Here is a 20,664-nt window from a genome sequence, read left to right on the forward strand (position 1 = left end):
GCCCTGGCGGCCTGACGCGCATCCGGCATCCGGTCCGTACGACATCCGGCCCGCCTGCGCCCGCCGCGCATCCGGCATCCGGCGTGGGTCTTCGACGGCTCTCAGGTCCCGGCCGGCCCGCCCAGGAGCTCGCGCAGTTCTGGGAGCACCTTGGCGTCTGTGCCGTCGAGGCACGCGTGTGCGCGCCGCCACTCGTCGAGCGCCTCACCGGTGCGGCCCTCGGCACGCAGCAGCAGTCCGTGCTCATGGCGGGCCAGTCCCTCGGTGAAACCGTCGGCGCGGGAGACCGCCCGCTCCAGGACGAGGGCGCACTCACGTGCGGCGGCCGGACCGCGGCCGAGTGCGCGCAGGGCCCGCACGAGTCCGATGCGCGACTGGGACTGGCTCTGCCAGTCTCCCTCGTCGCCCTCGCCGATGATGGCCAGGCACTCCTCGAAATGACGCAGGGCGACACCGGGTTGTCCGAGGGTGAGACGGGCGTACCCGATGTTGCAGTGGGCCGTGTGCCGCAGCAGCGGGCTGCCGAGCCGCACGCCGACGGCGAGGCTGCGCTCGTGGCAGGCGATGGCGTGCGCGGCGTCGGTGTGCTCGTGGAGGTTGCCCAGATGGCTGAGGATGATCCCCTCGCCGTAGTCGTCGCCGAGGCGCCGGGCGCAGGCGAGTGACTCCTCGAGGGCCTCGGCGGCCTCCTCGTACCGTTCGAGGCGTTCCAGCAGCATGCCGCGGTTGGCGAGGCCGCGCTGCACCCAGCTGTCCTCGCCGAGCCCCCGCCACAGGCCGATGGCCTCGTCGTTGAGCGCCAGCGAGCGCTCGCTCCGCCCGAGCATGAAGTGGACCGCGGCGAGATCGGTGAGCGCGTGCGCCTCCGCCTCCCCGTCGCCGGCGGACCGGGCGGCGTCCAGCGCGGCCTCGTTGAGCAGACCGAGTTCCTGGAGGCGCCCGCGTCGCTGGAGATAGGGGAAGGCGGCCCGGATGACGCGCAGGGCGGTGCGCGACCTCGGCGCGTACGTCTGGGCGAGGGCCACCAGTCCGGGCAGTTCGCGGTCTCCCCAGGCCAGGGCCTCCGCCTCGCCCGGGAAAGGGGGGACCTCGCCGATCGGGGGCGGGACGCGGTTGCCGGCCAGATGGGCCGGGACGAGCGCCAGGCCCGCCTGGCGGGCCGACTCCCCGAACCACCGCAGTGCCCGCTCGACGACAGCCGCGCGCCCCTCCTCGCCGTCCAGGCGCACGGCGAGTTCGTGCGCGAAGTCCCGGACCAGATCGTGGGGCACGAAACGCCCGTAGGCGACCTCGTCCAGCAACGCCACGTCGACGAGCCGTTCCAGGGCGGCCACCGCGCGCCGCTCGTCCAGGGGAGGTCCGGCGCCGTCGGCCGCCATCAGCTGCGCGACGAGGGCCGCGTCGTACTCGGGTATGTCGACGGCGCCCAGCCGGCGCAGTGCGAGCGCCGCATCCGGGTCGAGGGCCTCGTGCGCCACGGACAGGGAGCGGCGGACGCTGAGGTCGTCGTACTCCAGGTGGTCCAGCCGGCCGGCCTGCGCGGTGAGGAGCCCGGCGAGGGCCGCGGGGGTGAGGGCACGGCGGGCGGCGAGCCGCGCCGCCGCGATGCGCAGGGCGAGCGGCAGGCGGCCGCACAACTCGGCGAGCCGGTCCATGTCGTCGGGGCCGTCCGCCGGTGCCTGGCCGGTACCGTCCGCCCCGGTGCCCTCCCGGCCCGAGACGGCGCGCAGCAGTGCGGCGCTCTCCGGCACGCTCAGCGGGGTGAGCGCGAAACGCGCAGCGCCGTCGAGGGCCGTCAGCGGGGAGCGGCTGGTGACGACGACGGCGCAGCCCGCGCCGGCCGGCAGCAGCGGACGCACCTGTGCGGCCGACGCCGCGTCGTCGAGGACCAGCAGGGTGCGGGTCGGGGCCAGAGTGGAGCGCAGCAGGGCGGCCGCCGCGTCGTGGCGGTCCGGAACGGCGCGCGGCGGGACGCCGAGGTCGCGCAGGAGCGCGGTGAGCGCCTGGCACGGTGCCAGGGGGGTCATGCCCGGGGTCGCACCGTGGAGGTGGAGATGGAGCTGCCCGTCGGGGAACTCCTCCCGGAGGCTGTGCGCGACGTGGAGGGCGAGGGCGCTCTTTCCCACCCCGGCCATGCCGCTGAGGACGGCCACGGCCGGGCGGTCGCGGCCGGTGCCGGTGAGCACGGCGCGCAGGTCGGCGACGAGCGCCCGGCGGCCGGTGAAGTGCGCGGGGGCGGGCGGGAGCTGGGCGGGCCGCGGGGAGGGCCCGGGGTACGCCACGGGCTCACCGTCCGGATGGGAGCCGGCGGGCGGGCGGTCACCGGCCTCGATCGGGTCCGTGGACGGCACCGGCACATCCGGCGGCAGGGGTGAGGCCGGCTGGACGCGCGGGGCGGGCGGTAGGGGTGAGGCCGGCGGGGCGGGCCTGGCGCCGCCCGGGGCCCACGGGTCCTGGAGGATCTCCCGGTGCGCCTGCTGGACCGCGGGGCCGGGTTCTATCCCGAGTCCACCGACGAGCCTGCGGCGCAGCGACTGGTAAGCGGCCAGCGCCTCGGCCTGCCGTCCCGTCCGGTGCAGTACCAGCATCAGCTGTCGGTGGAAGGCCTCGCGCAGGGGGTACTGCGCGGTCAGCGCGGCGAGTTCGGGACCGAGTCCGTCGGGCCGGCCCAGCTGGAGGAACGCTTCGTAGCGCCACTCCAGGAGCAGCAGCCAGGACTCGCGCAGCCGCCGCACCGTCGCGGGGGTGCCCTCTCCGGGGTCGTACATCCCGGTCAGCGGGTCCCCGCGCCAGAGGTCGAGTGCCGCGCGGGAGCTGTCGACGACGGTCTGCCAGTCCTCAAGTGCGCCGTCCGCGCCGCCCGGTGCGCCGGATCCCACGGGGCCCGGGACCGGACCGGCCTGGGGAGGGCCGCCGGAGTCCTCGTGCGGGACGGCGGGGCCGGCTGCGAATGCGGTCCGGGTGACGGCGCGGACGTAGGCCGCACGCGCCGTCCCGATGTGACTCTCGAAGGTGTCGACGTCGAGTTCACCGGCTTCCACGCGCAGCACATAGCCGGGCGCCACCGCCCGCAGTCTGTCCTCCTCGGCGAGCAGCCGACGCAGCCTGGCCACGTGGTTGTGCAACGAGGCCCGGGCCGAGGCGGGAGGATCGTCGCCCCACAGGGCGTCGAGCAGCGCGTCCGTGGGTACGACCCGGTTGGCGCGCAGCAGCAGGGTGCCGAGCAGCGCGCGGAGTTTCGCGCCACCCGTCGTGCGGATCTCACCCGCGGCGTCGTGCACGGTCAGCGGACCGAGCAGGCCGAACCGCATTGCCTTCCTCCTGCGCTGACCGTTGGCCCCATGTTAGCGATGTGTTGGTGGAGGCTGGTTGTATCTCCTCGTCGGATCCGGTGGGACGGTGCTCGGCGTGGACGGCCACACTCGGGGGAGTGTCACCGCCACTCCGGATCCGAAGACAGAGAGAGCCTCGGTCACCTGCGATGACCGGGGCTTTCGTCATGCCGCCCGCGAACCGTCCGGCGAGGGGGCGACGATCGGGAAGCGGGCCTCCAGCGTGTAGTGCCCGGCAGGATACGGGCCGTGGGTCAGCCGGCCGCCGGCGGCCGCGATCCGTTCGGCGAGGCTGCGCAGACCCAGGCCCTGGCCCGGAACCGGGGCGGGAGGGCCGCCCACCGTCCCGGCCGGGGCGGGAGGGACCGGCCGGCCCTGGGTGACGACCCCGTCGTTCGTCACGGTCAGCAGCACCTCGCCCGGCGGTGTGCCCACCTCCACCCGGCAGTTGAGGGCGCGGCTGTGCCTCAGCACGTTGGCGGCCGCCTCCCGCAAGGTCGTGGCCAGGACCGTCTGGAGGGGTGCGGGCAGCGGCGCGGCCACCGGTTCCGCCTCGGTGCGGACGCCGGCCGACTCGAGCAGGTCCCGGACGGACTCGATCTCCGAGTCGAGGGACAGGCAGTGGTAACCGTGCGCCACCCGCCGGGCCTCCTCCTGGATCTCACGCATCCCGGAGAGTGCCTCGGCCAGTCGGCTCCGGGCCGAGTCCGGTGTGCGGTCCATCAGACGCAGCGCCAGCTCGCACTGGAGCGTGATCGCCAGCAGCCGGGGACCGAGCAGGTCGTGCAGATCGCGGGCGAAGCGCAGCCGCTCCCGTACGACGACACGGCGCCGGTCGGCGTCGGCCATGACCGCGGACTCGGCCCCCGCGGTGCCGGCGCCGGCCGTCCCCTGCTCGGACGGTGCGGGCAGTGTCCGCGCCATGTCGCCCCCATTCCGCGTCTGGTCCCCGGAGAGCGTCACCGGCGCCGCTATCACTCGGCTATACGAGCCCCGCTGGTGGCGCCCTTCCCGGTGGTACACAGGGCGCCGGAGTCGGAAAAGGGCCCCTCGTCCGGAGAACCGCCACGCCGGGCCGCAGGGGCGGGGCCCAGACGGACAACGGGGGGGACCCATGCAGAGGATCGTGCTGGCCGAGGACATGCACGTGATCCGGGTGGCGCTGGCCGCGCTCCTGGAGCTGGAGCCGGACATGGAGGTGGTCGCACAGGTCGCGAGCGGCAGCGAGGTGGTACCGGCGGTGATCCGGACGGAGGCGGACACCGCGGTGCTCGACATCGACATGCCCGGGATGGACGGCATCACCGCCGCCGCCCGACTGCGGGACCAGGTCCCCGGCTGCCGGACGCTGATCCTCACGGGCGTCGCGCTGCCCGGGCAGCTGTGGCGGGCGCTGGACGCACAGGTGAGCGGCTTCCTGCCGAAGCACGCCTCGCCGGAGGAACTCGTCGACGGGGTGCGCAGGGTGGGTGCGGGGCGCCGGGTCATCGATCCCGAACTGGCCATGTCCGCATGGGAGATCGGCGACAACCCGCTCACCAGGCGGGAGGTCGAGGTGCTGGGTCTCGTCGCGGCCGGGGCGGAGACCGCGCAGATCGCCACCGCGACCAACCTGTCCGTGGGGACGGTCCGCAACTACCTCACGACGATCGTGAACAAGCTCGGCGCGCGCAACCGCATCGACGCCCTGCGCACCGCGAAGGAGAACGGGTGGCTGCCCTGACCGACCTTCCCGCGCGAGGGCCGCTCGCCCGTGCGTCCGAAGACCGCCGCGGCCGTGCGGGAAGGGCGCCGCGGCGTATAGGGCGTTTATCGGAGCGCACGCTGTACTCCAGCCATGCCAAGGAGACGACGTGCGCGGAAGCAGGACCCGGCGACGCGGGGCGGGGCCCGCCCCGGCGGGCTGCACGCGCAGGACCGCACCGTGCCGCACTGGGCCCTGGACTACGCGCGCCGGCTCGCCGACCGCCATCCCCCGCACCACCGCATCCTGATCCAGACCAGCATGTCTCCGACCGGCTACTTCCACGTCGGGAACTTCCGCGACACCGTGTGCGCCCACCTGGTGCACCGGGCCCTCGGCCGGATGGGCCGCCGCTCCGCGATCCTGCTCAGCTTCGACGACTACGACCCGGTACGGGAGAGCCAGGCCGCCCGGGACCCCGAGCTCGCGGGGTGCGGGGGGCTGCCGCTCGCCGAGCGCCGGGAGCGCGCCGCCCGCATCTGCCGCACCTATCTCGCCGAGCTCCGGACGGTGGGCATCCTGCCCGCGGAGGCCGACGACGACGGACGGACACCGCCGGGCAGCGACTGGGAGACGCACTACCAGTACGAGCGCTACCGGGCCGGTGAGTACCGGGAGATCCAGCGCCGCTACCAGCGCGACGCGGGCCGGCTCGCGCAACTGCTCGGCAGGGACGACAGCCGGGACCTCTTCGCCGTCTACTGCCTGCAGTGCGGCCGCAACACCACCGAGATCCACCGCCTGGACGGGCGTGCCGCGCGCTACCGGTGCCTGTCGTGCGGAGCCGAACTGACCGCTTGCGACCCGGCGGACGTCAAGCCGTCCTGGGCACTGGACTGGACGCTGCGCGTCGCACACGAACGCATCGACTGCGAACCGGCGGGCCAGGACCACTGCAGCGCCGGGAGCACCATGGACCGGACCCGGCCCGTGTACGACGGCTATCTCGGCTCCCCGCAGCCGGTCATCGTCCCGTACGGACTGGTCCGCGGCGAGCTGGGAGGCGCCAAGATATCCGGCTCGCTCGGCGGTGGCCCGTACGTCCGCGACCTGCTCGCCGTCCACCCCGCCCCGCTGGTGCTGTGGCTGTACGCCCGCCGCAACTGCCTGTCGGATCTGCGGCTGGCTTTCGGACCGGGCGCGTTCCTGGGCGCGTACGACGAGTTCGACCGGTTCGTCCGGGCCGTACCCCGGGACGAACGGGCCCGGACCCTGTGGGAGCTGCTGACCGACGAGAAGCCCGACGGGTACGGCGCGCTGCCCCGGATGCGCTCGGTCGTGGGGGCCCTTTACGCGCACGGCGGCGCGGCCGGGCCGGCGCGGCGGCACCTCGCCGCCCTGCACCCGGGCGCCGAACCGGCCCTTCTCGACGAGCGGATCGGCCACGCGCTCGCCTGGCTCACGGCGTACGGCCGGGAGCGCTACTGGGGCGCGGCCGTCGACATGCCGGCCGGTCCGGCGGTCGACCTGCTCATCGAACAGCTGAGGGCGCACACCGGAACCGGTGCGCCGCGGGCGGGGCGCACCCGGGACGACTTCCGGGAGATCTACGGGGCGTTGTTCGGCACGCATCACGGACCCCGTCTGGACACCCTCGCCGACGCCGTCGGCCCCTCCGCGCTCGCCGAGGCGCTGGCGGCCTACCGCGAACGCGGTGAACGCCCCCTGCGCGACCGGGTGTCCGCCGGATCCGACCGCGCCCGTCAGGAGGACCTGAGCCGTGCGAGCTGAGATCTACACACCCGGCGGCGGGCCGGCACCCGACGGCTGGGACGCGTTCGTCCGGGACCGCCGCGCCTGCGTGCTGTGGGGGGCGGACCTGCTGGAGGCGGCAGGCTGGGGGAGCCGGAGGCCGCTCTTCGCCGGGCTGGTCCGCGAACGGGGCGAACCGGTCGCCGCCTTCTGCGGCCGGCTCGGGGTGCGTCCGGTCGCCAAGCGGTTCCGGCGGCCCGGCCGGGCCGCCGTACCGGGCTGGTTCCAGGTCCATCTGCCCAACAGCTTCAGCGCGGGACGGCTCTACGCCCCCGGCCTGGACGCCGCCGGTCGCCGGGCCGCCACGCGCGCCTTCGAGCGAGCGGTGCGCCGCCGGCTGGGCCCGCGCTGCCTGGGGGTCGTGCACCTCGACGTCGAGGTGCACGAATTCGCCCACCTCGACGGCCCGTTGCGGCCGAAGCGAGCCACCGCCCCCAACTCCGTTCTGCACAACGGCTGGGAGAGCATGGACGCGTACTTCGCCGGGCTGCCGCGAGGCCGTCGGCGCCGGTTGTCGGCGCTCCACGAGCGGGTCGGCGCCGACCCGGACCTCGTCGTGGAGACGGCGGTCCCGTCGATCGACCCGGTGCGCGCCAGCCGGCTGGACCAGCTGACCCGGATGAAGCACGCGAACCGACCGGGCGGTGTCGTGCCGCTGCTGCCGGCCTACTTCGACCGGCTCAACCAGTCGTCCGGCGCCTCGTACTTCGTCCACAGCGAGAAGAGCTCCGGCCGGCCGGTCTCCTTCGACCTGGTCCTGGACGTGCCCGGCGGCTGGGTGACCACGGTGACAGGCTCGGACGGCGGCCGGGACCTCTATCTCGACCTGTATCTGCGGGAGATCGGCCGGATGATCGCCACCGGGGTGCCCGCCGTCGGGCTCGGCCCGGGCATGCGGCAGCTGAAGGAGTCCTTCGGCGCCACGGCGGTACCGCGCCACGCGGTGGCCGTCCCCTTCTGACGCCCCTGCGTGCCGGCCTTCCGGCGCGACCTCTCACCACGGACCCGGCACCACCGAAGATCCACCACCGACCACCGACCACCGACCACCGAAAGCAGACCCCATGGACTTCAGCACCGCGCTCGACCAGCACCTCGCGGCCATCCGCTCCCGCGACCTGGACGCCTACATGGCCACCGTCCACGACGAGGCGACGGTCATCCTGCCGAACGGGAGTACGGTGGAGGGCTCCGACGCCGTCCGCGCCTTCCACAAGGGCTGGTTCGGGGACCCCGACTGGACGATGGAGACCGAGACGACCCGTACCGTGGTGCACCAGGACACGGCGGTCGCGGTGCTCACCGTCGACTACCGGGACCTGGACCAGGACGGCAGGCCCTACGCGCTGCGCTATCTGCTCAGCCTGGTCTTCGCCCGCACCGACGGGAACTGGCTGCTCGTCCACGACCAGAACACCCTCTGCTGAGATGCGCGGCCGACAGCGCTATGCGCGCACCGTGCGCCGTGCCGTCACCACCGTTCCGCACTACCGGGAGCGGTACGCGGCGACCGGGACCCTGCCGCCGCTCACCCGCGACGAGGCCGAGCTGCGGCGCCACCTGCTGATGCCGCTCGGCTCGGCGCTGCTCGCGCGGCGCGACCCCGGCCGGCCGGCCGGCGAGCACATCGCCGAACTGCACGAGGCGCTGCGGCTCGCGGGACACCGGACCGGCGGCAGGGCGGTGTACGAGATCTCCCCCGCTCTGCGCGACCCCGTGCGGGCGTACGGCGCCGACTGGCGGGTCCTGCTCGCGGACACCGCGGACGCCGACCGGTACTCCGCCGGACGGTACGGCGCAGCAGACCCGGTGCCGGACGGGGACGCGCTCGTGATCGGCGACGCCGGGCAGCTCGCCGGCACCGCGCAGGGTGCGGTGACCGTGGAGCGCGTCACCCTCGCGGCGGCCGCCCGCACCCGCCCGGCGGCCGGTTCGATCTGGTACGAGCCGTGGCTCGGCCATCTCGGGGGCGTCCCCGGCGGCTGCGGGGAGCTGCACCTCAACCCGTCCCGGGTCCACGCGCGGCTGCTCGAGGGGACGACGGTGCTGACGCTGCTGCGCAGGCGTCGGCCCACGCTCGTCCACGTCCGGCCGGAGGGCGCAGAGTCCTTCGTACCCGGGCACTGCGGCCTGCACGGCGCACCCGTCCTGGGGAGAACACCGTGAACCCGGCCGTCTCACCCGTCATGCGGCTCGTGCCCGTGCTGCGCAACCTGGTACGGGCCCACCGGCTGGAGCGGGCCGACCCGGCCCGTCTCGACGCCGAACGGCGGCGACTGCTGGTGGAGCTGGTGCGGCACGCACGGACGAACGTGCCGCGTTACCGGGAGCTGATCGCGCCCGAGACCGCGGCCGCCTTCCGGGGTCCGGAGGACCTTCCCTCGCTGCCGACGCTGGATCGCGCCGAGTTCCACGGCCGGGCGCCCGAGGAGCTGCTCGCGGCCGGTTTCACCACCGCGAACACCAAGGCGGGCACCACCAGCGGCTCCTCCGGAATCCCGGTCACCATCCGCAACTCCGAGCGCGACCTGGGCTATCTGCGGGCGTCATACCTGTACGACATGCTGGCCACCGGGCTGCGCCCGTGGGACCGGATGGCCTACTTCCGCGTCAATCCGTTCCTGCGGCACCCGCTGGAGCGGTTCGGTCTGCTCCGCACCTTCCACATCGACACCAGCAGGACTCTGGACGAACAGGTCGAGGCGTTCCTGGCGGCCCGGCCGACCTTCCTGGTCGGCTTCCCCCATGTGATCGCCTCCGTGGTGGAGGAGCTGGAGCGGCGCGGGGTGCGCTACCGGGGCGCCCGGCGGGTGCTGTTCGGCGGGGAGCGCCTGACGCCGACCGCGCGGGCGCGGGTCCTCGGTCATCTGGGGGCGCGCTGCCACGAGGTGTACGCGTCCGTCGAGGTGTTCACGATCGCCCGTAGCTGCCGGCGCGGCTCGCTGCACCTGAGGGCCGCGGACGTCGTGGTCGAACTGGAGCAGGAGGACGGTTCCGTCGTACCGGCCGACGGAACTCGGGAGGCGGAGGGCGAGATCCTCGTGACCCGGCTGCGCAGCGAGGCCATGCCGCTGATCCGCTACCGGCTCGGCGACCGGGTGACCGTCGGGCCCGCCGACTGCGGCTGCGGACGGCGGACTCCCGTGGTGCTACGGGTGCAGGGTCGCAGCCAGGACCGCTTCCGCACCCACGACGGGCGGGAGTTCTACGCCGACTTCCTCACGTACCGGGTGCAGGACTTCGCCGAGGTCTCCCGGATGCAGCTCGTCCAGGAACGGCCGGCGCAGGTGACCGTACGGGTGGTCCTCGCCCCGGGGGCCGGCGGCTCGGTCACGGATCGGATCGGGGCGGCGGTTCGGGAGGCGGTTCCCGGCTTCGACGTGACGGTCGAGCGGGTGCCCTCCATCGCACCGGAGCCCAATGGAAAGATCAGGATCGTGAAGGTCCTGCCGGCGGCGGCCGGGCGCTGAGCGGACGAGGAACCGGCCACGCACCAGCGCGCCCGCGTCCCCGTCGAGCGGTCCGTTCGGGCCGTAGCGGCTGCGGTGCGCGGGCAAGGGCGGCTCCGGGCCCGCGACCGGCGCCACGAGCCGTCCCTCCTCCCCCGTCGTCCTCCCCTTCCGGGCCGTCCCGCAGGTCGCGCCGTACCGCGGGTTCGGCGCAGGGACGGGAGGGCGGCGCCGCCCGCCTCAGATGGCGCGCCGCTCCTCCAGCGCTGCCCGCCAGGACGGCGGCAGGTTGCGCACCACCTCGATGCCGGAGAACACCGAGGGCTCCTGCGGGCCGACCTCCCTGACCCACGCCGCCATGCGGCCGATGCCCTCCTCGAGGCCGACGGGCTGCCCGCCGGTGCCCAGGACCTTGCGGGCCTTCTCGTGGGTGGCATAGGCGTCGCGCACCTCGTTGCGCTCCGGCAGGTGGCTGACGCGCAGCTCCACGCCCATGGCGTCGCAGACGGCGGCCGCGATGCGGTTGACGCTGTAGACGTGGTCCCCGCCGACGTTGAAGACCTCGTTGTACGCCTCGGGCACCTCCACCGAGCGGGCGATGGAGGGCGCCACGTCCTTGATGTAGCTGAAGGCGCGGGTCTGCTCGCCGTCGCCGAAGACCGTGAAGGGCTCGCCGCGCAGTGCCTGGTTCATGAAGATGCCGATGACGTTGCGGTAGCGGTCGCCGATGTTCTGGTACTCGCCGTAGACGTTGTGCGGCCGGAAGACGATGTACGGCATGCCGAACATCTCGTGGGTGACCCGGAGTTCCTGCTCGACGGAGAACTTCGCGATGCCGTAGGGGTCCTCGGGGGCGGGCACCAGGTCCTCGCTCATCGGCAGCTGGTTGGCGCCGTAGACCGCGATGGACGAGGTGAACACAAAGCACTTGACCGTGCCCGCGTTGACGGCAGCGTTGATCAGGTTGACGCTGCCGACCACGTTGTTCATGTAGTTGAAGCGCTTGATGAAGTGGCTCAGTCCCTCGGCGGCGTACGCGGCGAGGTGGAAGACGTAGTCGACGCGGTGGGCGGCGAAGACGGCGTCGACGACCTCGGGGTCGCAGACGCTGCCGTGCCGGAACTCCACCCCCTCGGGGACGTTGCCGCGCACACCGCCGCTGAGGTCGTCGAGGACGACCACCCGGTGGCCGGCGGCGAGCAGCTCGCGTGCGACGTGGGAGCCGATGAAGCCGGCGCCTCCGGTGACGAGGGAGACGGGGGCGGGAGAGGCGAGATTCATGCCGGTTCCATTTCCTTGGCGTGGTTGGCCGCGGCGGCTTGGGCCGCGGACGTGGGTGAGCCGGCGTCCCGGCGTGGGCGGAGATCAGCGGCGGGGGCGATGTCGCGCCAGGGGGCGTTCCCCCGGGGGCGGGGCGGACGTTCGTTCATCGCGGGCCCCGAGGTCGGCCGGCGGCGGGGCCGGCGCGGTGGGCCCGGTGGTGCGCTCCGGTGGTGCGCCCGCGGCCGGTGTGCGGCCGTGGTGAGGGCTGTTGAGCAGCAGGCGGGCGAGCACGGCGTGCGCCACCTCGCCGGAGGAGAGCGCGGCCACCGCGCCGAGCGCGCCCAGCGCCGGCACGAGGACCAGGCCGAGCAGAACGGCGCAGAGCAGTCCGCCCAGCGCGCTGACCGCGGTGGCCCGCAGCGTGCGCGAGGTCGCGTTCTCCAGCAGGTAGTTGAGGCTGCCGACGGTGAAGAACAGCGGTACGCACAGCACGTACAGCAGCAGGACCGCGACCGGCGGAGGGACGAGCGCCGCCTGCTCGGCCGACCGCGCCAGGCACAGTGCCCCGGCGGTCCACACCGCTCCCACGGCCGCGACGGGCAGCAGACGCCGTACGACCCGGCGGTCCAGGGAGGCAGGGGCCACCGACCGGAGGGTCAGGGACACATGCGGCTGGAAGAGCCTCATCAGATAGCCGAAGCCGTTCAGCAGCACGGACGAGGCGAGGACCATCAGGTACAGATGGCCGGTCTGCTCGTGGTGCCGGGAGGCGCCGAGCATCGCGAAGAGCAGGCTGACCGTTCCGGCGGCCGCGATGTCGCCGCAGGCCATCAGTACGGAGGTGGACACCACGGGCCGGGTGATCCCGCCGCGCACCGGTCGGCCGGCGGCCCGGTGAAGGGCAGGAAGCTGGGCCAGGTTGAGCAGGGCGGTGCCGCCGAGGATCCAGCCGGTGAAGGCCGTGGGCCCCCAGCCGAGGAAGCTCGCTCCCCCGGCCCCGGTCGTGATGACCAGCGAGAGAGCCGCGAAGTTCAGGACGTCCGCACGGTTCCGGTCAAGGGCCCGGCAGAGCCCGACCAGCACGGTGTTGAGCCCGAGGAGCGCTGCGTAGAGACCCGCGAGCAGTCTCAGCATGCCCGTGTCCCCGGCCGGTACGAACAGCGCCGCGCAGCCGAGCCAGAGCACGGCCGCCCCGGCGAGCAGCAGGGCGGACACCAGCAGGACGGTGATGAGCTGGGGCCCGGTGCGCCGGGCCCTGGGCACGAGTTTCAGGGCGGACTTCTCGATACCGAGCGTCGTGAGGGTCGTGAGGACCTGCGCCGTGCCCATGGCCGCGGCGTAGGGCTCGTACGCCCTCTCCCCCCAGCTCGCCAGCAGCGCCGCGTTGGCCCCGAGCAGCGCCAGCCGGAAGGCGGTGCGTCCGGCGAGCAGGGAGGTCAGTGACCGGGCGGTGGGGCGCCGGCCCGGCCCGCCGGACTGCGCCGTCATGCCGGTGCGGTGCGGGCCGGCCGGGGGAGCACCGCCTCGGAGGTGACGAAGCGGCCCTTGCCGCCCGCCGTGATCTCGACGCTGTCGGTCCGGACGACCTCCAGGGGGAAGTCGCAGCCGGCCACGGTGCGCAGCCGGTCCCTTACCCCTGCGGTCAGTTCGTCCCATTCGGCGGCGGACAGCGGCCCGGACGGGACCACGTTCAGCCGGACCGAACCCCGGCGGTCCTGTACGACGCTGCACTCCGCGATGCAGGGGAAGGTCGCGGCCAGATGCAGGAAGGTGTCCGGGTAGAGCTGGCGGCCGGTGGGCAGCAGCACCGCGTCGTTGACGCGGCCCGCGGTCAGCCGCAGGGTCCTGAAGCGGCGGCCGCACGGGCAGGGGCCGGTGTCGATCCGGCCGACGTCGCCGAGGTCGTAGCGGATCAGCGGCATCGCGCGCTCCATGAACGCGGTCACCACCACCCGCCCCTCGGAGCCGTCTGGCAGGGGCCTTCCGTCCGGTCCGAGGATCTCCACGAGCAGCCGGTCCTCGGCGAGATGGGCGCGCTGGTGCGCGCACTCGTACGCGATGTTGAGCACTTCGAAGGCCGAGTACTCGTCGTGCACGGGTGCGCGGAACCCGCGCTCCAGCAGCGCGCGGTGCTCCGGCACGAGCAGTTCGGACTCGGTCATCACCAGCTTCAGCGTGGCCCGCAGCGCGGCGAGTTCGGCCGGGTCCAGCGCTCGCAGCAGGGCCCGCAGATGCACCGGGTACCCGATGATCACCTGCGGTCTCGCTCCCAGCAGTTCGGCCTTGATCTCGTCCATCGGCCGGTCGGTGAGCAGCACATGGCGGCGGAACAGCCCGGCCTTCTGGAAGCCGCGCGAAGGCGGGGCGAACGGTCTGATGTGCGAGAGCCGGTCGGTCGGCAGATAGCGCCCGGTCGCCAGGAACCGGCGTACGCACGAGGCCATGTGGTAGTCGTGGCTGTGCTGGTCGTGGACGACGGTGACCCGCCGTCCGGTGGACCCGCTGGTGCGGAAGGTGGGCACGCGGCCCGGCGCCACCCCGTCCGCGAGGAGTTCCTCCAGAGGCCGGCCCCGCAGGACCTCCTTGTCGACGACCGGCAGCTCCGCCACCTCGGCGAGGGAGCGCAGCGGGCCGGTCGGGTAGTCGGGGCTGTCCCGGTAGTACGGGACCCGTGCCCGGGCGTGCGCCAGCATCCGGTTCAGCTGCGCGAGCTGGCGCCGGCGCAGCGAGCGCCGGGAACCGTACTGCCGGGCGAACGTGACGGGCACGTACCAGGCCTCTCGGAGGAACATCTCGTCTTCTCCCCTTCGGCGACGCGGCCGTCAGGCGGCGGTGCGGGACACGTCGGAGCGGCCCGGCAGGAACCGGCCGAGGGCGCTGAACCAGCGGGTCGGCGCGAGCAGCACGAACAGGGCGAGCACGACGTGCGTGATGATCAGCGCGAACGCCTCGTACTTGCTCGCCGGGTGACCCAGCCGGACCGTCATGTGGGAGGCCCAGGTCCACACCTCGGGGATGGTCTGCCACTGCGGGTCGGTGTGGTCGTTGACAGTGAGGTAGGCGAGGTCCTCCAGGCCCGAGAGCATCAGCAGGAGCATCGCGTAGGCGAGCCGGCGCACCAGGTGGGCCGCACCACCGCCGATCCGGAAGCAGAAGGCGAAGGTCAGGATCAGGAACGGCGTCAGCGTCAGGACGTAGTAGTACAGCTCGGGGTGGTTCTCCGCATAGAAGAAGATCTTCGGCACGAAGTAGACGAAGTAGAGCAGGAAGCACAGCGGCACCAGGAGGTGCAGTCGGATCTTCTTGGCCCACTCCGGGTCGAGCTGGGCGATCGCCTCGGCGGCGAAGACGAAGGGCAGCAGCTTGAAGAGCATGATGGCCAGGCTCTTGACCTCGCGGTCGTGCGGCATCGCGAACCACACGACGCCGGCGAGGACGAGGCTGAGCGCGGTCAGTATCAGGAAGGGCGCGTGGCGCCGGAGCGTGGTCAACGCTTCTCCGTAAGCAGTTCGGTGCGGATGGGGGCCGCGTCCGCCGCTGCGGCTGCGGGATTGCGGGGCGCGTCCGGCTCCACACGGAAGTGGAGCAGGGACTTCGCCCTGGCCTGTGCCTCCCTGAGCTCGCCGTAGCTGTCGGCGACCAGCAGCAGGTAGCCGAGCTTGTGGCCGGCCTGGGTGTAGCGCCGTACCCGGCTGCCGGGGCCCGCGAAGAGCCGCAGCTCGGCGGTCTGCGGCAGGGCGCGGACCTCGTCGGCCCCCTCCACGGTGCGCAGGACGCCGTCGGTGTCGGTGGTCAGGATCTGCAGCGCCGTCTTCTTGTCGTGGCGGGCCTGCAGTTCGAAGGGCAGGCCCAGGGCGAGTCGGAGCGCGGCCTCATAGGTGTCGATTCCGTGCGCGTGCCGGACGAGCAGCGGCATTCCGTTGCCGCCGAGCCGGGCACCCATCTCGATGAAGCGGATCTCCTCGGTGCGGTCCACCACGAAGTCGAAGTTGACCGGTCCGTCCGTGTGCCCGAGCGCCCCGCAGATGTCCATGACCATGGAGCGCAGGGCGATCTCGGTGGCCGGCGCCAGTTCGGCCGGGACCGTGTGACCGGTCGTGATCATGTGGGGTGCGCCGGTGGTGCTTCGCTCGGTGACCGCGATCGTCGCCAGCTTGGCGCCGCGGAGGAACGCCTCTGCGGAGAGGTGCCGGCCCGGCAACAACTCCTCGACGATCACCTCGCCCGAGAAGGAGAACTTCCGGGCCTCGGCGACGGCCTCCGGCAGGGCTGCCTGGTCGGCGACGACCTGGACGCCCTTGCTGCCGGAGGAGTCGCTCGGTTTCACGATCAGGGGCAGCGGCAGCGCCGCTGCGGCGAGCCGCAGCTCCTCCGGGTCCGCGGACTGGATGTAGGCGTACGTGGGCAGCCCGAGCCGCTCCAGCACCTCGTGGAAGTACCCCTTGTCGACCGAGGCCCGGACCGCGTCCGGTGCGGGCTGGTGCGGGGTCCTCAGCAGCCTGCTCAGCTCGGCCACCGACTCCTGGGCGGCGTCGCTCGCCGGCGAGATCACCGCCGCGATGTCGAGGTGGCCGACCATGGCGGCGATCCGCTCCGGGTCGCGGGTCGTCATGCACAGGAACAGATCGGCGGCGGAGGCGCCCAGGGCGTCCGGGCGCTGGTCGACACCGACGACTCCGTAGCCGAGGCGGCGCGCCTCGTGGTAGGCGGGCAGTTGGTCCTCGCCTCCGCCCAGCACGAGGATGTGAGGCTTCTTCATGGCAGGTTCCCTGTCTGGAGCAGCGGCGCGGGCGCCGCCCGGCCGGTGGACTCGCTTCGGTGGGCGTAGAGGTCGTCCTGCGGCCGGACGGGCACGTTGGCCTCACGGATCTGGTAGCGGGGCAGTCCGGCGCCGCCCCGCATGATCCGCACCATGTAGCGGGCGAGCAGGGCGAGGGCGCCCAGCCCCGCCGCGTGGAGCAGGACCGACGCCAGCGCCAGCGCCTGGACACCGCTGCCGGCGGCGGTCAGCGCCACGGCCGCCGCCGCGGCGCCCAGCGCCGCGAGGTAGATCAGGGCGAGCGGCCGGTAGGAGAAGCCGACGAAGAGGTCGGCGGCGTGCCGGAACAGCTTCCCCAGCGACCACTTGGCGCGTCCCGCCGCGCGCGGCGAGTGCGCCGTCTCCACCGTGGTGTACCGTGCGCCGATCAGCGGCAGCGTCGCGATGAAGTAGGGGGTGCTGACCCTGCATTCGGCGACCTTCCGGGCCACCGAGGTGCGCACCACCCGGAACACCGAGGCGTGGACCGGCAGTTCGATGCCGAGGATCCGGGTGGCGATGGCCTGGTGGCCGACCGTGCCCAGCCGGCGGTACCAGGGGTCCTGCCGGCCGGTCCGGACCGCGAACACCGCGTCGTAGTCCCCTTCCACGGCCCGCCGCGCCAGCTTGTGGAGTTCGGCGGGCGGGGACTGCAGATCGGCGTCGAGTTGTACGGTCCATTCCTTCGACGCGTACGAGAAGCCGGCGGTGAATGCGGATTCGAGTCCGAAGTTGCGGGCGAACGATATGTATCTGACGCGCGGATCGTCGCGGGCGATCCGCTTGATGATGCCGAGGGTTCCGTCGGTGCTTCCGTCGTCGACGAAGAGGATTTCGGCATCCCCGTACCGGTACACCTCCTCCTTGATGCTCAGGTATGCCTGCTCTATACATTCCTCCTCGTTGAAACAGGGCACCATCGCGGTGATCGAAAGCGTGGCAGGCATCCTGATCATCGTCCGTCGCCTTTTCTGTTCGCGCCCGGTCCGGGTCAGTCGAACATCGCGTTCATGGTCTCGTGCGTGGTCGCCTTCCCCTGGTCCGCGCGGCTGGCCCAGCAGGTGTTGAGGATGATGCGGGTCTTGTCGGCGTTCAGCGGGACCGTGCGGTGCAGCGTGGTGTCCGAACGCAGGAAGTACAGGTCGCCCTTGGCGTGGCCGTAGCTGCGGATCGGGTGCTTCTGCAGGTACTCCTCGACGCGCGGGTCGTCCTTGTTCCAGTCGGTGTGCGGGACGCACTGCAGCATGCCGCCGTACTCCAGCGACGGGGCCTCGATCAGCCAGATGACGGTGAAGCTGAAGTCGCCCCAGTGCCAGCCGTGGGTGTCCCCCTTCTGGTGCTGGCGGGTGATGATGTACTTCTCCTCGTCCCACGGGCAGCCCATGACCTCCTCCTTGGCCAGGCGGGACAGGAAGTCCTTGAGCGCGGACGACTCGTAGACGGCCGGGATCAGGGAGCCGTCCGTCGCGATGGCCTTCTGGCCGACGGTGGACATGTAGCGCGGGGAGTCACCGGTCTCCTTGAGGCGGATGTCGATGCGCTTCTGGTGGGTGTCGATCAGCTCGTGGGTCTCCTGGGCCACCGCGGCGAAGACCTCCGGGGAGACCAGGCCGGGCAGCTTGACGTAGCCCTCGCGGCGGAAGTGCTGGGAGAGGCCGCGCACCTCGTGGTCGTCGGCGAACCGGTCCGCGATGTTCTTCGCGATCAGCTCTTCCACATTCGCGGCGGTGATGGTGTTCTGCGACACGGTGGACTTCCCCTCGAATAGGAGTCGGATAGGAGTCGGCTGGAAGCTGCGGAATTCCCGGAATCGCGCGGCGATGCGCCGGCCCAGTTCTCCGCTGTCGACTCCTCGATTCTCCGACCCTGCTCCGCGGTCCGGTAGTGCCGGCCTCATCGGTTGCGGGTGAAGAAGCCACCCCCCGGCCGGACATGAAGATCTCACATGCCCCATGAGGAACTCACGGGGTCACACCGCCGTGAAATACACACGCTTGCAGGAGCCGACCCGTTGCGGTCAAATCCCAAAAGAAGCGGGGGACTCATTGGACTCCGCCACGGATGTGCCGTGCGATTCCGGGGAGGAAAACAACGATGACGAGAACAGCGGTGGTGGCCGGCGGTGCGGGGTTTCTTGGCTCGCATCTGTGCGAACGGCTGCTCGCGGACGGCTGGCAGGTCTTCTGCGTCGACAATTTCGTCACCGGATCCCCCGAGAACGTGGCTCATCTCGTCGGCGACGCGTTCCGGCTGGTCGAGGCCGACGTCACGGCGGGACCGCCGGCGATCGAGGGCCCGGTCGACGCCGTACTGAACCTGGCCTCCCCTGCCTCGCCGGTCGACTACCTCGAACTTCCCCTGGAGACCCTGCGGGTGGGCTCCGAGGGCACCCGGCACCTGCTGGACCTGGCCCGCGAGAAGGGCGCCCGGTTCGTCCTGGCCTCGACCTCGGAGACGTACGGGGATCCGCTGGTGCATCCCCAGCCGGAGACCTACTGGGGCAACGTCAACCCGGTCGGGCCGCGCTCGGTGTACGACGAGGCCAAGCGGTACGCCGAGGCGATCACGATGGCGTACCGCCGCACCCACGGCGTCGACACGGGCATCGTCCGGATCTTCAACACGTACGGGCCGAGGATGCGCGCCCACGACGGGCGGGCGGTGCCGACCTTCATCCGGCAGGCACTCGCCGGGCAGCCGATCACCGTGGCCGGCGACGGCTCGCAGACGCGCTCTCTGTGCTACGTGCCCGACCTCGTCGACGGCATCGTGCGGATGACGGAGTCGGACCTGGCGGGCCCCGTCAACCTCGGCAACCAGGAGGAGATCACGGTCCTCCGGCTCGCCGAGTGGATCCGGGAACTGACCGGGTCCACCTCCGGCATCGTGCACGTGCCGCGCCCCACGGACGACCCGTCGGTCCGCAGGCCCGACACCGCCAAGGCGCGCGAAGAGCTCGGCTGGACGGCTCGGTTCACGACGGAACGCGGACTGACCGCGACGATCGACTGGTTCCGCACCCGGTCGGCGGCCCCTCTGGAGAACCTGCAACTCGCCGGTGCAGAGGAAATGTAGAACCTCCTGGCACCGTTCGGCCCAGGAGCGACCGGATCGGGGGCGGGCATGGTGCGTCGGGTGTCGGCGGCCGTGAGGAGCCGGCGGTCATACACTCACCCAGCCCTTGCTGGTGGCGAGGACGCCCGCCTCGAAGCGGCTGCGCGCCCCGAGTCGCTGCATCAGATCGGCCGTGACGCGCCGTATCGTCCGCACGGACACGCCCAGTTGCCGGGCGACGGCCTCGTCCGTCAGCCCCTCCGTGAGCAGATCGAGCACGGCCCGCTCCGGCGCGGTCAGGGAGTCGCCGGTAGCGGCCGCGGCGTCGGCCGCGCTCTCCCCGAGCGGCTTCGCCTGCTGCCAGGTCTGCTCGAAGAGCGCCAGCAGCGCGGTCAGCGCCCCGGTGCCCTCCAGCACCAGCGCCCCCATGTCCGCCGCGGCCGGGTCCATCGGCACGATCGCCCTGGTGCGGTCGTAGATGAGCATGCGCAGCGGCAGCCGGGGCACCGTGCGCACCAGGCCCCCACGCTCCCCGAGCCAGGCCACGTACTCCCTGGTCGCAGGGGAGTTGCGACAGCTGTTGAGGAAGATGTACCGAAGGCGGACCCCCCGGTCGCTGGTCGAGGTGTCCAGCGGCCGGGCGGCCTCCAGATGCTCCTCGCTCTGGCCCCCGCCCGGGACGAACGCCGCTATCTCGCCGGTACAGGTACGGGCCAGATGCTCGATCTTGGACTGGATCTGTTCCATGGTCCGCAGCTTCTGCACCTCCGTGACGTCCTGCCCCCCGCTGGCACGGATGTCGGCGAGCATCCCGGCCACCGCGATCCGGCTCGCCCTGATCTGGCGCTCCCGCTCCAGGAGTTCGGTCTCCTGACTGGCGAGCAGCGACGTCAGACCCAGCTCCGGGTCGACGGGACGGCCCGTGCCGCCGTCCGGCGAAGGCCGCACGAGCGACAGGGCGGCCAGCCGGTCCAAGGCCGATCGCGCACGCTCCTCGGGCCATCCCAGTGTCTCCGCGAGGCCGGAAACAGCCCCCGGACCGCCCTTGAGCATGACGCGGTAGACCGCTTCCTCGTCCGGGCCGATCCCCAATCGACCGAGCATGGTTCCCCTCCCCCAGGGCGGCGGTGGGTCGCACCGCGCATCACTTCCGCGCCCGTGGTCACGGACGTGGATGCGGCCGCACACTCTACGCGATGGCCGAAACAGGACGGCAGCGTTTGCGGCCCCGGGGACACGGTTGTTACTCCCGGTGCGGGTCCCGGGCACGCG

17 protein-coding genes are annotated in these 20,664 nt (G+C 72.6%); 7 read left to right on the plus strand and 10 right to left on the minus strand.

Going from position 1 to position 20,664, the window contains the following annotated elements; translation table 11 throughout:
* Positions 1–101 precede the first annotated feature (101 nt).
* Entirely contained in the window at positions 102–3,311 is a 3,210-nt protein-coding gene (locus AB0J10_RS14920; RefSeq protein ID WP_363061531.1) for a BTAD domain-containing putative transcriptional regulator, read from the minus strand.
* A gap of 186 nt (positions 3,312–3,497) precedes the next feature.
* On the minus strand, positions 3,498–4,256 hold the full coding sequence (locus AB0J10_RS14925) for a histidine kinase (RefSeq protein ID WP_363061533.1): 759 nt from the start codon (positions 4,254–4,256) through the stop codon (positions 3,498–3,500).
* 190 nt (positions 4,257–4,446) lie between these two features.
* Between AB0J10_RS14925 and AB0J10_RS14930 the strand changes: the two genes are divergently transcribed.
* The 6 genes from AB0J10_RS14930 to AB0J10_RS14955 all read left to right on the plus strand — a co-directional run bounded on the left by AB0J10_RS14930 (position 4,447) and on the right by AB0J10_RS14955 (position 10,298).
* Positions 4,447–5,055, plus strand: coding sequence for a response regulator transcription factor (locus AB0J10_RS14930; protein WP_363061535.1), 609 nt, complete (start codon positions 4,447–4,449; stop codon positions 5,053–5,055).
* Positions 5,056–5,169: 114 nt separating this feature from the next.
* Positions 5,170–6,807: a lysine--tRNA ligase gene (locus AB0J10_RS14935; RefSeq protein ID WP_363061537.1), complete on the plus strand. Its 1,638-nt coding sequence runs from the start codon at positions 5,170–5,172 to the stop codon at positions 6,805–6,807.
* Positions 6,797–7,789, plus strand: a complete 993-nt coding sequence (locus AB0J10_RS14940) for a hypothetical protein (RefSeq protein WP_363061539.1) — start codon at positions 6,797–6,799, stop codon at positions 7,787–7,789. Before AB0J10_RS14935 ends, AB0J10_RS14940 begins: the two co-directional genes overlap by 11 nt.
* 103 nt (positions 7,790–7,892) lie before the next feature.
* On the plus strand, positions 7,893–8,255 hold the full coding sequence (locus tag AB0J10_RS14945; protein WP_363061541.1) for an SgcJ/EcaC family oxidoreductase: 363 nt from the start codon (positions 7,893–7,895) through the stop codon (positions 8,253–8,255).
* A gap of 1 nt (position 8,256) precedes the next feature.
* On the plus strand, positions 8,257–8,994 hold the full coding sequence (locus tag AB0J10_RS14950; RefSeq protein WP_363061543.1) for a hypothetical protein: 738 nt from the start codon (positions 8,257–8,259) through the stop codon (positions 8,992–8,994).
* Entirely contained in the window at positions 8,991–10,298 is a 1,308-nt protein-coding gene (locus AB0J10_RS14955; RefSeq protein ID WP_363061545.1) for a phenylacetate--CoA ligase family protein, read from the plus strand. Before AB0J10_RS14950 ends, AB0J10_RS14955 begins: the two co-directional genes overlap by 4 nt.
* 219 nt (positions 10,299–10,517) lie before the next feature.
* Here the strand turns inward: AB0J10_RS14955 and AB0J10_RS14960 are convergent, their stop codons facing one another.
* The 7 genes from AB0J10_RS14960 to AB0J10_RS14990 all read right to left on the minus strand — a co-directional run bounded on the left by AB0J10_RS14960 (position 10,518) and on the right by AB0J10_RS14990 (position 18,085).
* The gene (locus AB0J10_RS14960) at positions 10,518–11,558 is read right to left on the minus strand and encodes an NAD-dependent epimerase/dehydratase family protein (protein WP_363061547.1); all 1,041 of its coding nucleotides are present in this window, start codon (positions 11,556–11,558) and stop codon (positions 10,518–10,520) included.
* An 84-nt stretch (positions 11,559–11,642) separates the two neighbouring features.
* The gene (locus tag AB0J10_RS14965) at positions 11,643–13,028 is read right to left on the minus strand and encodes a hypothetical protein (protein WP_363061549.1); all 1,386 of its coding nucleotides are present in this window, start codon (positions 13,026–13,028) and stop codon (positions 11,643–11,645) included.
* Entirely contained in the window at positions 13,025–14,332 is a 1,308-nt protein-coding gene (locus AB0J10_RS14970) for a phenylacetate--CoA ligase family protein (RefSeq protein WP_363061551.1), read from the minus strand. Before AB0J10_RS14970 ends, AB0J10_RS14965 begins: the two co-directional genes overlap by 4 nt.
* A gap of 30 nt (positions 14,333–14,362) precedes the next feature.
* Positions 14,363–15,031 carry a hypothetical protein gene (locus tag AB0J10_RS14975; protein ID WP_363061553.1) on the minus strand — a complete coding sequence of 223 codons (669 nt, stop codon included), beginning with the start codon at positions 15,029–15,031 and terminating at the stop codon, positions 14,363–14,365.
* Positions 15,028–16,299 carry an ATP-grasp domain-containing protein gene (locus tag AB0J10_RS14980; protein WP_363061555.1) on the minus strand — a complete coding sequence of 424 codons (1,272 nt, stop codon included), beginning with the start codon at positions 16,297–16,299 and terminating at the stop codon, positions 15,028–15,030. Before AB0J10_RS14980 ends, AB0J10_RS14975 begins: the two co-directional genes overlap by 4 nt.
* Positions 16,296–17,285 (minus strand): glycosyltransferase family 2 protein, encoded by a 990-nt coding sequence (locus tag AB0J10_RS14985; RefSeq protein ID WP_363061557.1) that lies wholly within the window; start codon positions 17,283–17,285, stop codon positions 16,296–16,298. The genes AB0J10_RS14980 and AB0J10_RS14985 overlap by 4 nt, the downstream gene beginning before the upstream one ends.
* A gap of 44 nt (positions 17,286–17,329) precedes the next feature.
* Positions 17,330–18,085: an ArpA protein gene (locus AB0J10_RS14990; RefSeq protein WP_363061559.1), complete on the minus strand. Its 756-nt coding sequence runs from the start codon at positions 18,083–18,085 to the stop codon at positions 17,330–17,332.
* Positions 18,086–18,432: 347 nt separating this feature from the next.
* Between AB0J10_RS14990 and AB0J10_RS14995 the strand changes: the two genes are divergently transcribed.
* Positions 18,433–19,413: a UDP-glucuronic acid decarboxylase family protein gene (locus AB0J10_RS14995; RefSeq protein ID WP_363061561.1), complete on the plus strand. Its 981-nt coding sequence runs from the start codon at positions 18,433–18,435 to the stop codon at positions 19,411–19,413.
* Positions 19,414–19,500: 87 nt separating this feature from the next.
* Here AB0J10_RS14995 and AB0J10_RS15000 read toward each other — a convergent pair whose 3' ends face one another.
* Positions 19,501–20,496 carry a helix-turn-helix transcriptional regulator gene (locus AB0J10_RS15000; RefSeq protein WP_363061563.1) on the minus strand — a complete coding sequence of 332 codons (996 nt, stop codon included), beginning with the start codon at positions 20,494–20,496 and terminating at the stop codon, positions 19,501–19,503.
* Between the last annotated feature and the right edge of the window lie 168 nt (positions 20,497–20,664).

The organism is Streptomyces sp. NPDC049887, from assembly GCF_040656535.1.
Classification (GTDB): domain Bacteria; phylum Actinomycetota; class Actinomycetes; order Streptomycetales; family Streptomycetaceae; genus Streptomyces.

Bases quoted from the DNA above. Each gene is read 5' to 3' on its own strand.
- AB0J10_RS14920 (WP_363061531.1), bottom strand. From the start codon at position 3,311: ATGCGGTTCGGCCTGCTCGGTCCGCTGACCGTGCACGACGCCGCGGGT.
- AB0J10_RS14925 (WP_363061533.1), bottom strand. From the start codon at position 4,256: ATGGCGCGGACACTGCCCGCACCGTCCGAGCAGGGGACGGCCGGCGCC.
- AB0J10_RS14930 (WP_363061535.1), top strand. From the start codon at position 4,447: ATGCAGAGGATCGTGCTGGCCGAGGACATGCACGTGATCCGGGTGGCG.
- AB0J10_RS14935 (WP_363061537.1), top strand. From the start codon at position 5,170: ATGCCAAGGAGACGACGTGCGCGGAAGCAGGACCCGGCGACGCGGGGC.
- AB0J10_RS14945 (WP_363061541.1), top strand. From the start codon at position 7,893: ATGGACTTCAGCACCGCGCTCGACCAGCACCTCGCGGCCATCCGCTCC.
- AB0J10_RS14950 (WP_363061543.1), top strand. From the start codon at position 8,257: ATGCGCGGCCGACAGCGCTATGCGCGCACCGTGCGCCGTGCCGTCACC.
- AB0J10_RS14960 (WP_363061547.1), bottom strand. From the start codon at position 11,558: ATGAATCTCGCCTCTCCCGCCCCCGTCTCCCTCGTCACCGGAGGCGCC.
- AB0J10_RS14965 (WP_363061549.1), bottom strand. From the start codon at position 13,028: ATGACGGCGCAGTCCGGCGGGCCGGGCCGGCGCCCCACCGCCCGGTCA.
- AB0J10_RS14970 (WP_363061551.1), bottom strand. From the start codon at position 14,332: ATGTTCCTCCGAGAGGCCTGGTACGTGCCCGTCACGTTCGCCCGGCAG.
- AB0J10_RS14980 (WP_363061555.1), bottom strand. From the start codon at position 16,299: ATGAAGAAGCCTCACATCCTCGTGCTGGGCGGAGGCGAGGACCAACTG.
- AB0J10_RS14985 (WP_363061557.1), bottom strand. From the start codon at position 17,285: ATGCCTGCCACGCTTTCGATCACCGCGATGGTGCCCTGTTTCAACGAG.
- AB0J10_RS14995 (WP_363061561.1), top strand. From the start codon at position 18,433: ATGACGAGAACAGCGGTGGTGGCCGGCGGTGCGGGGTTTCTTGGCTCG.
- AB0J10_RS15000 (WP_363061563.1), bottom strand. From the start codon at position 20,496: ATGCTCGGTCGATTGGGGATCGGCCCGGACGAGGAAGCGGTCTACCGC.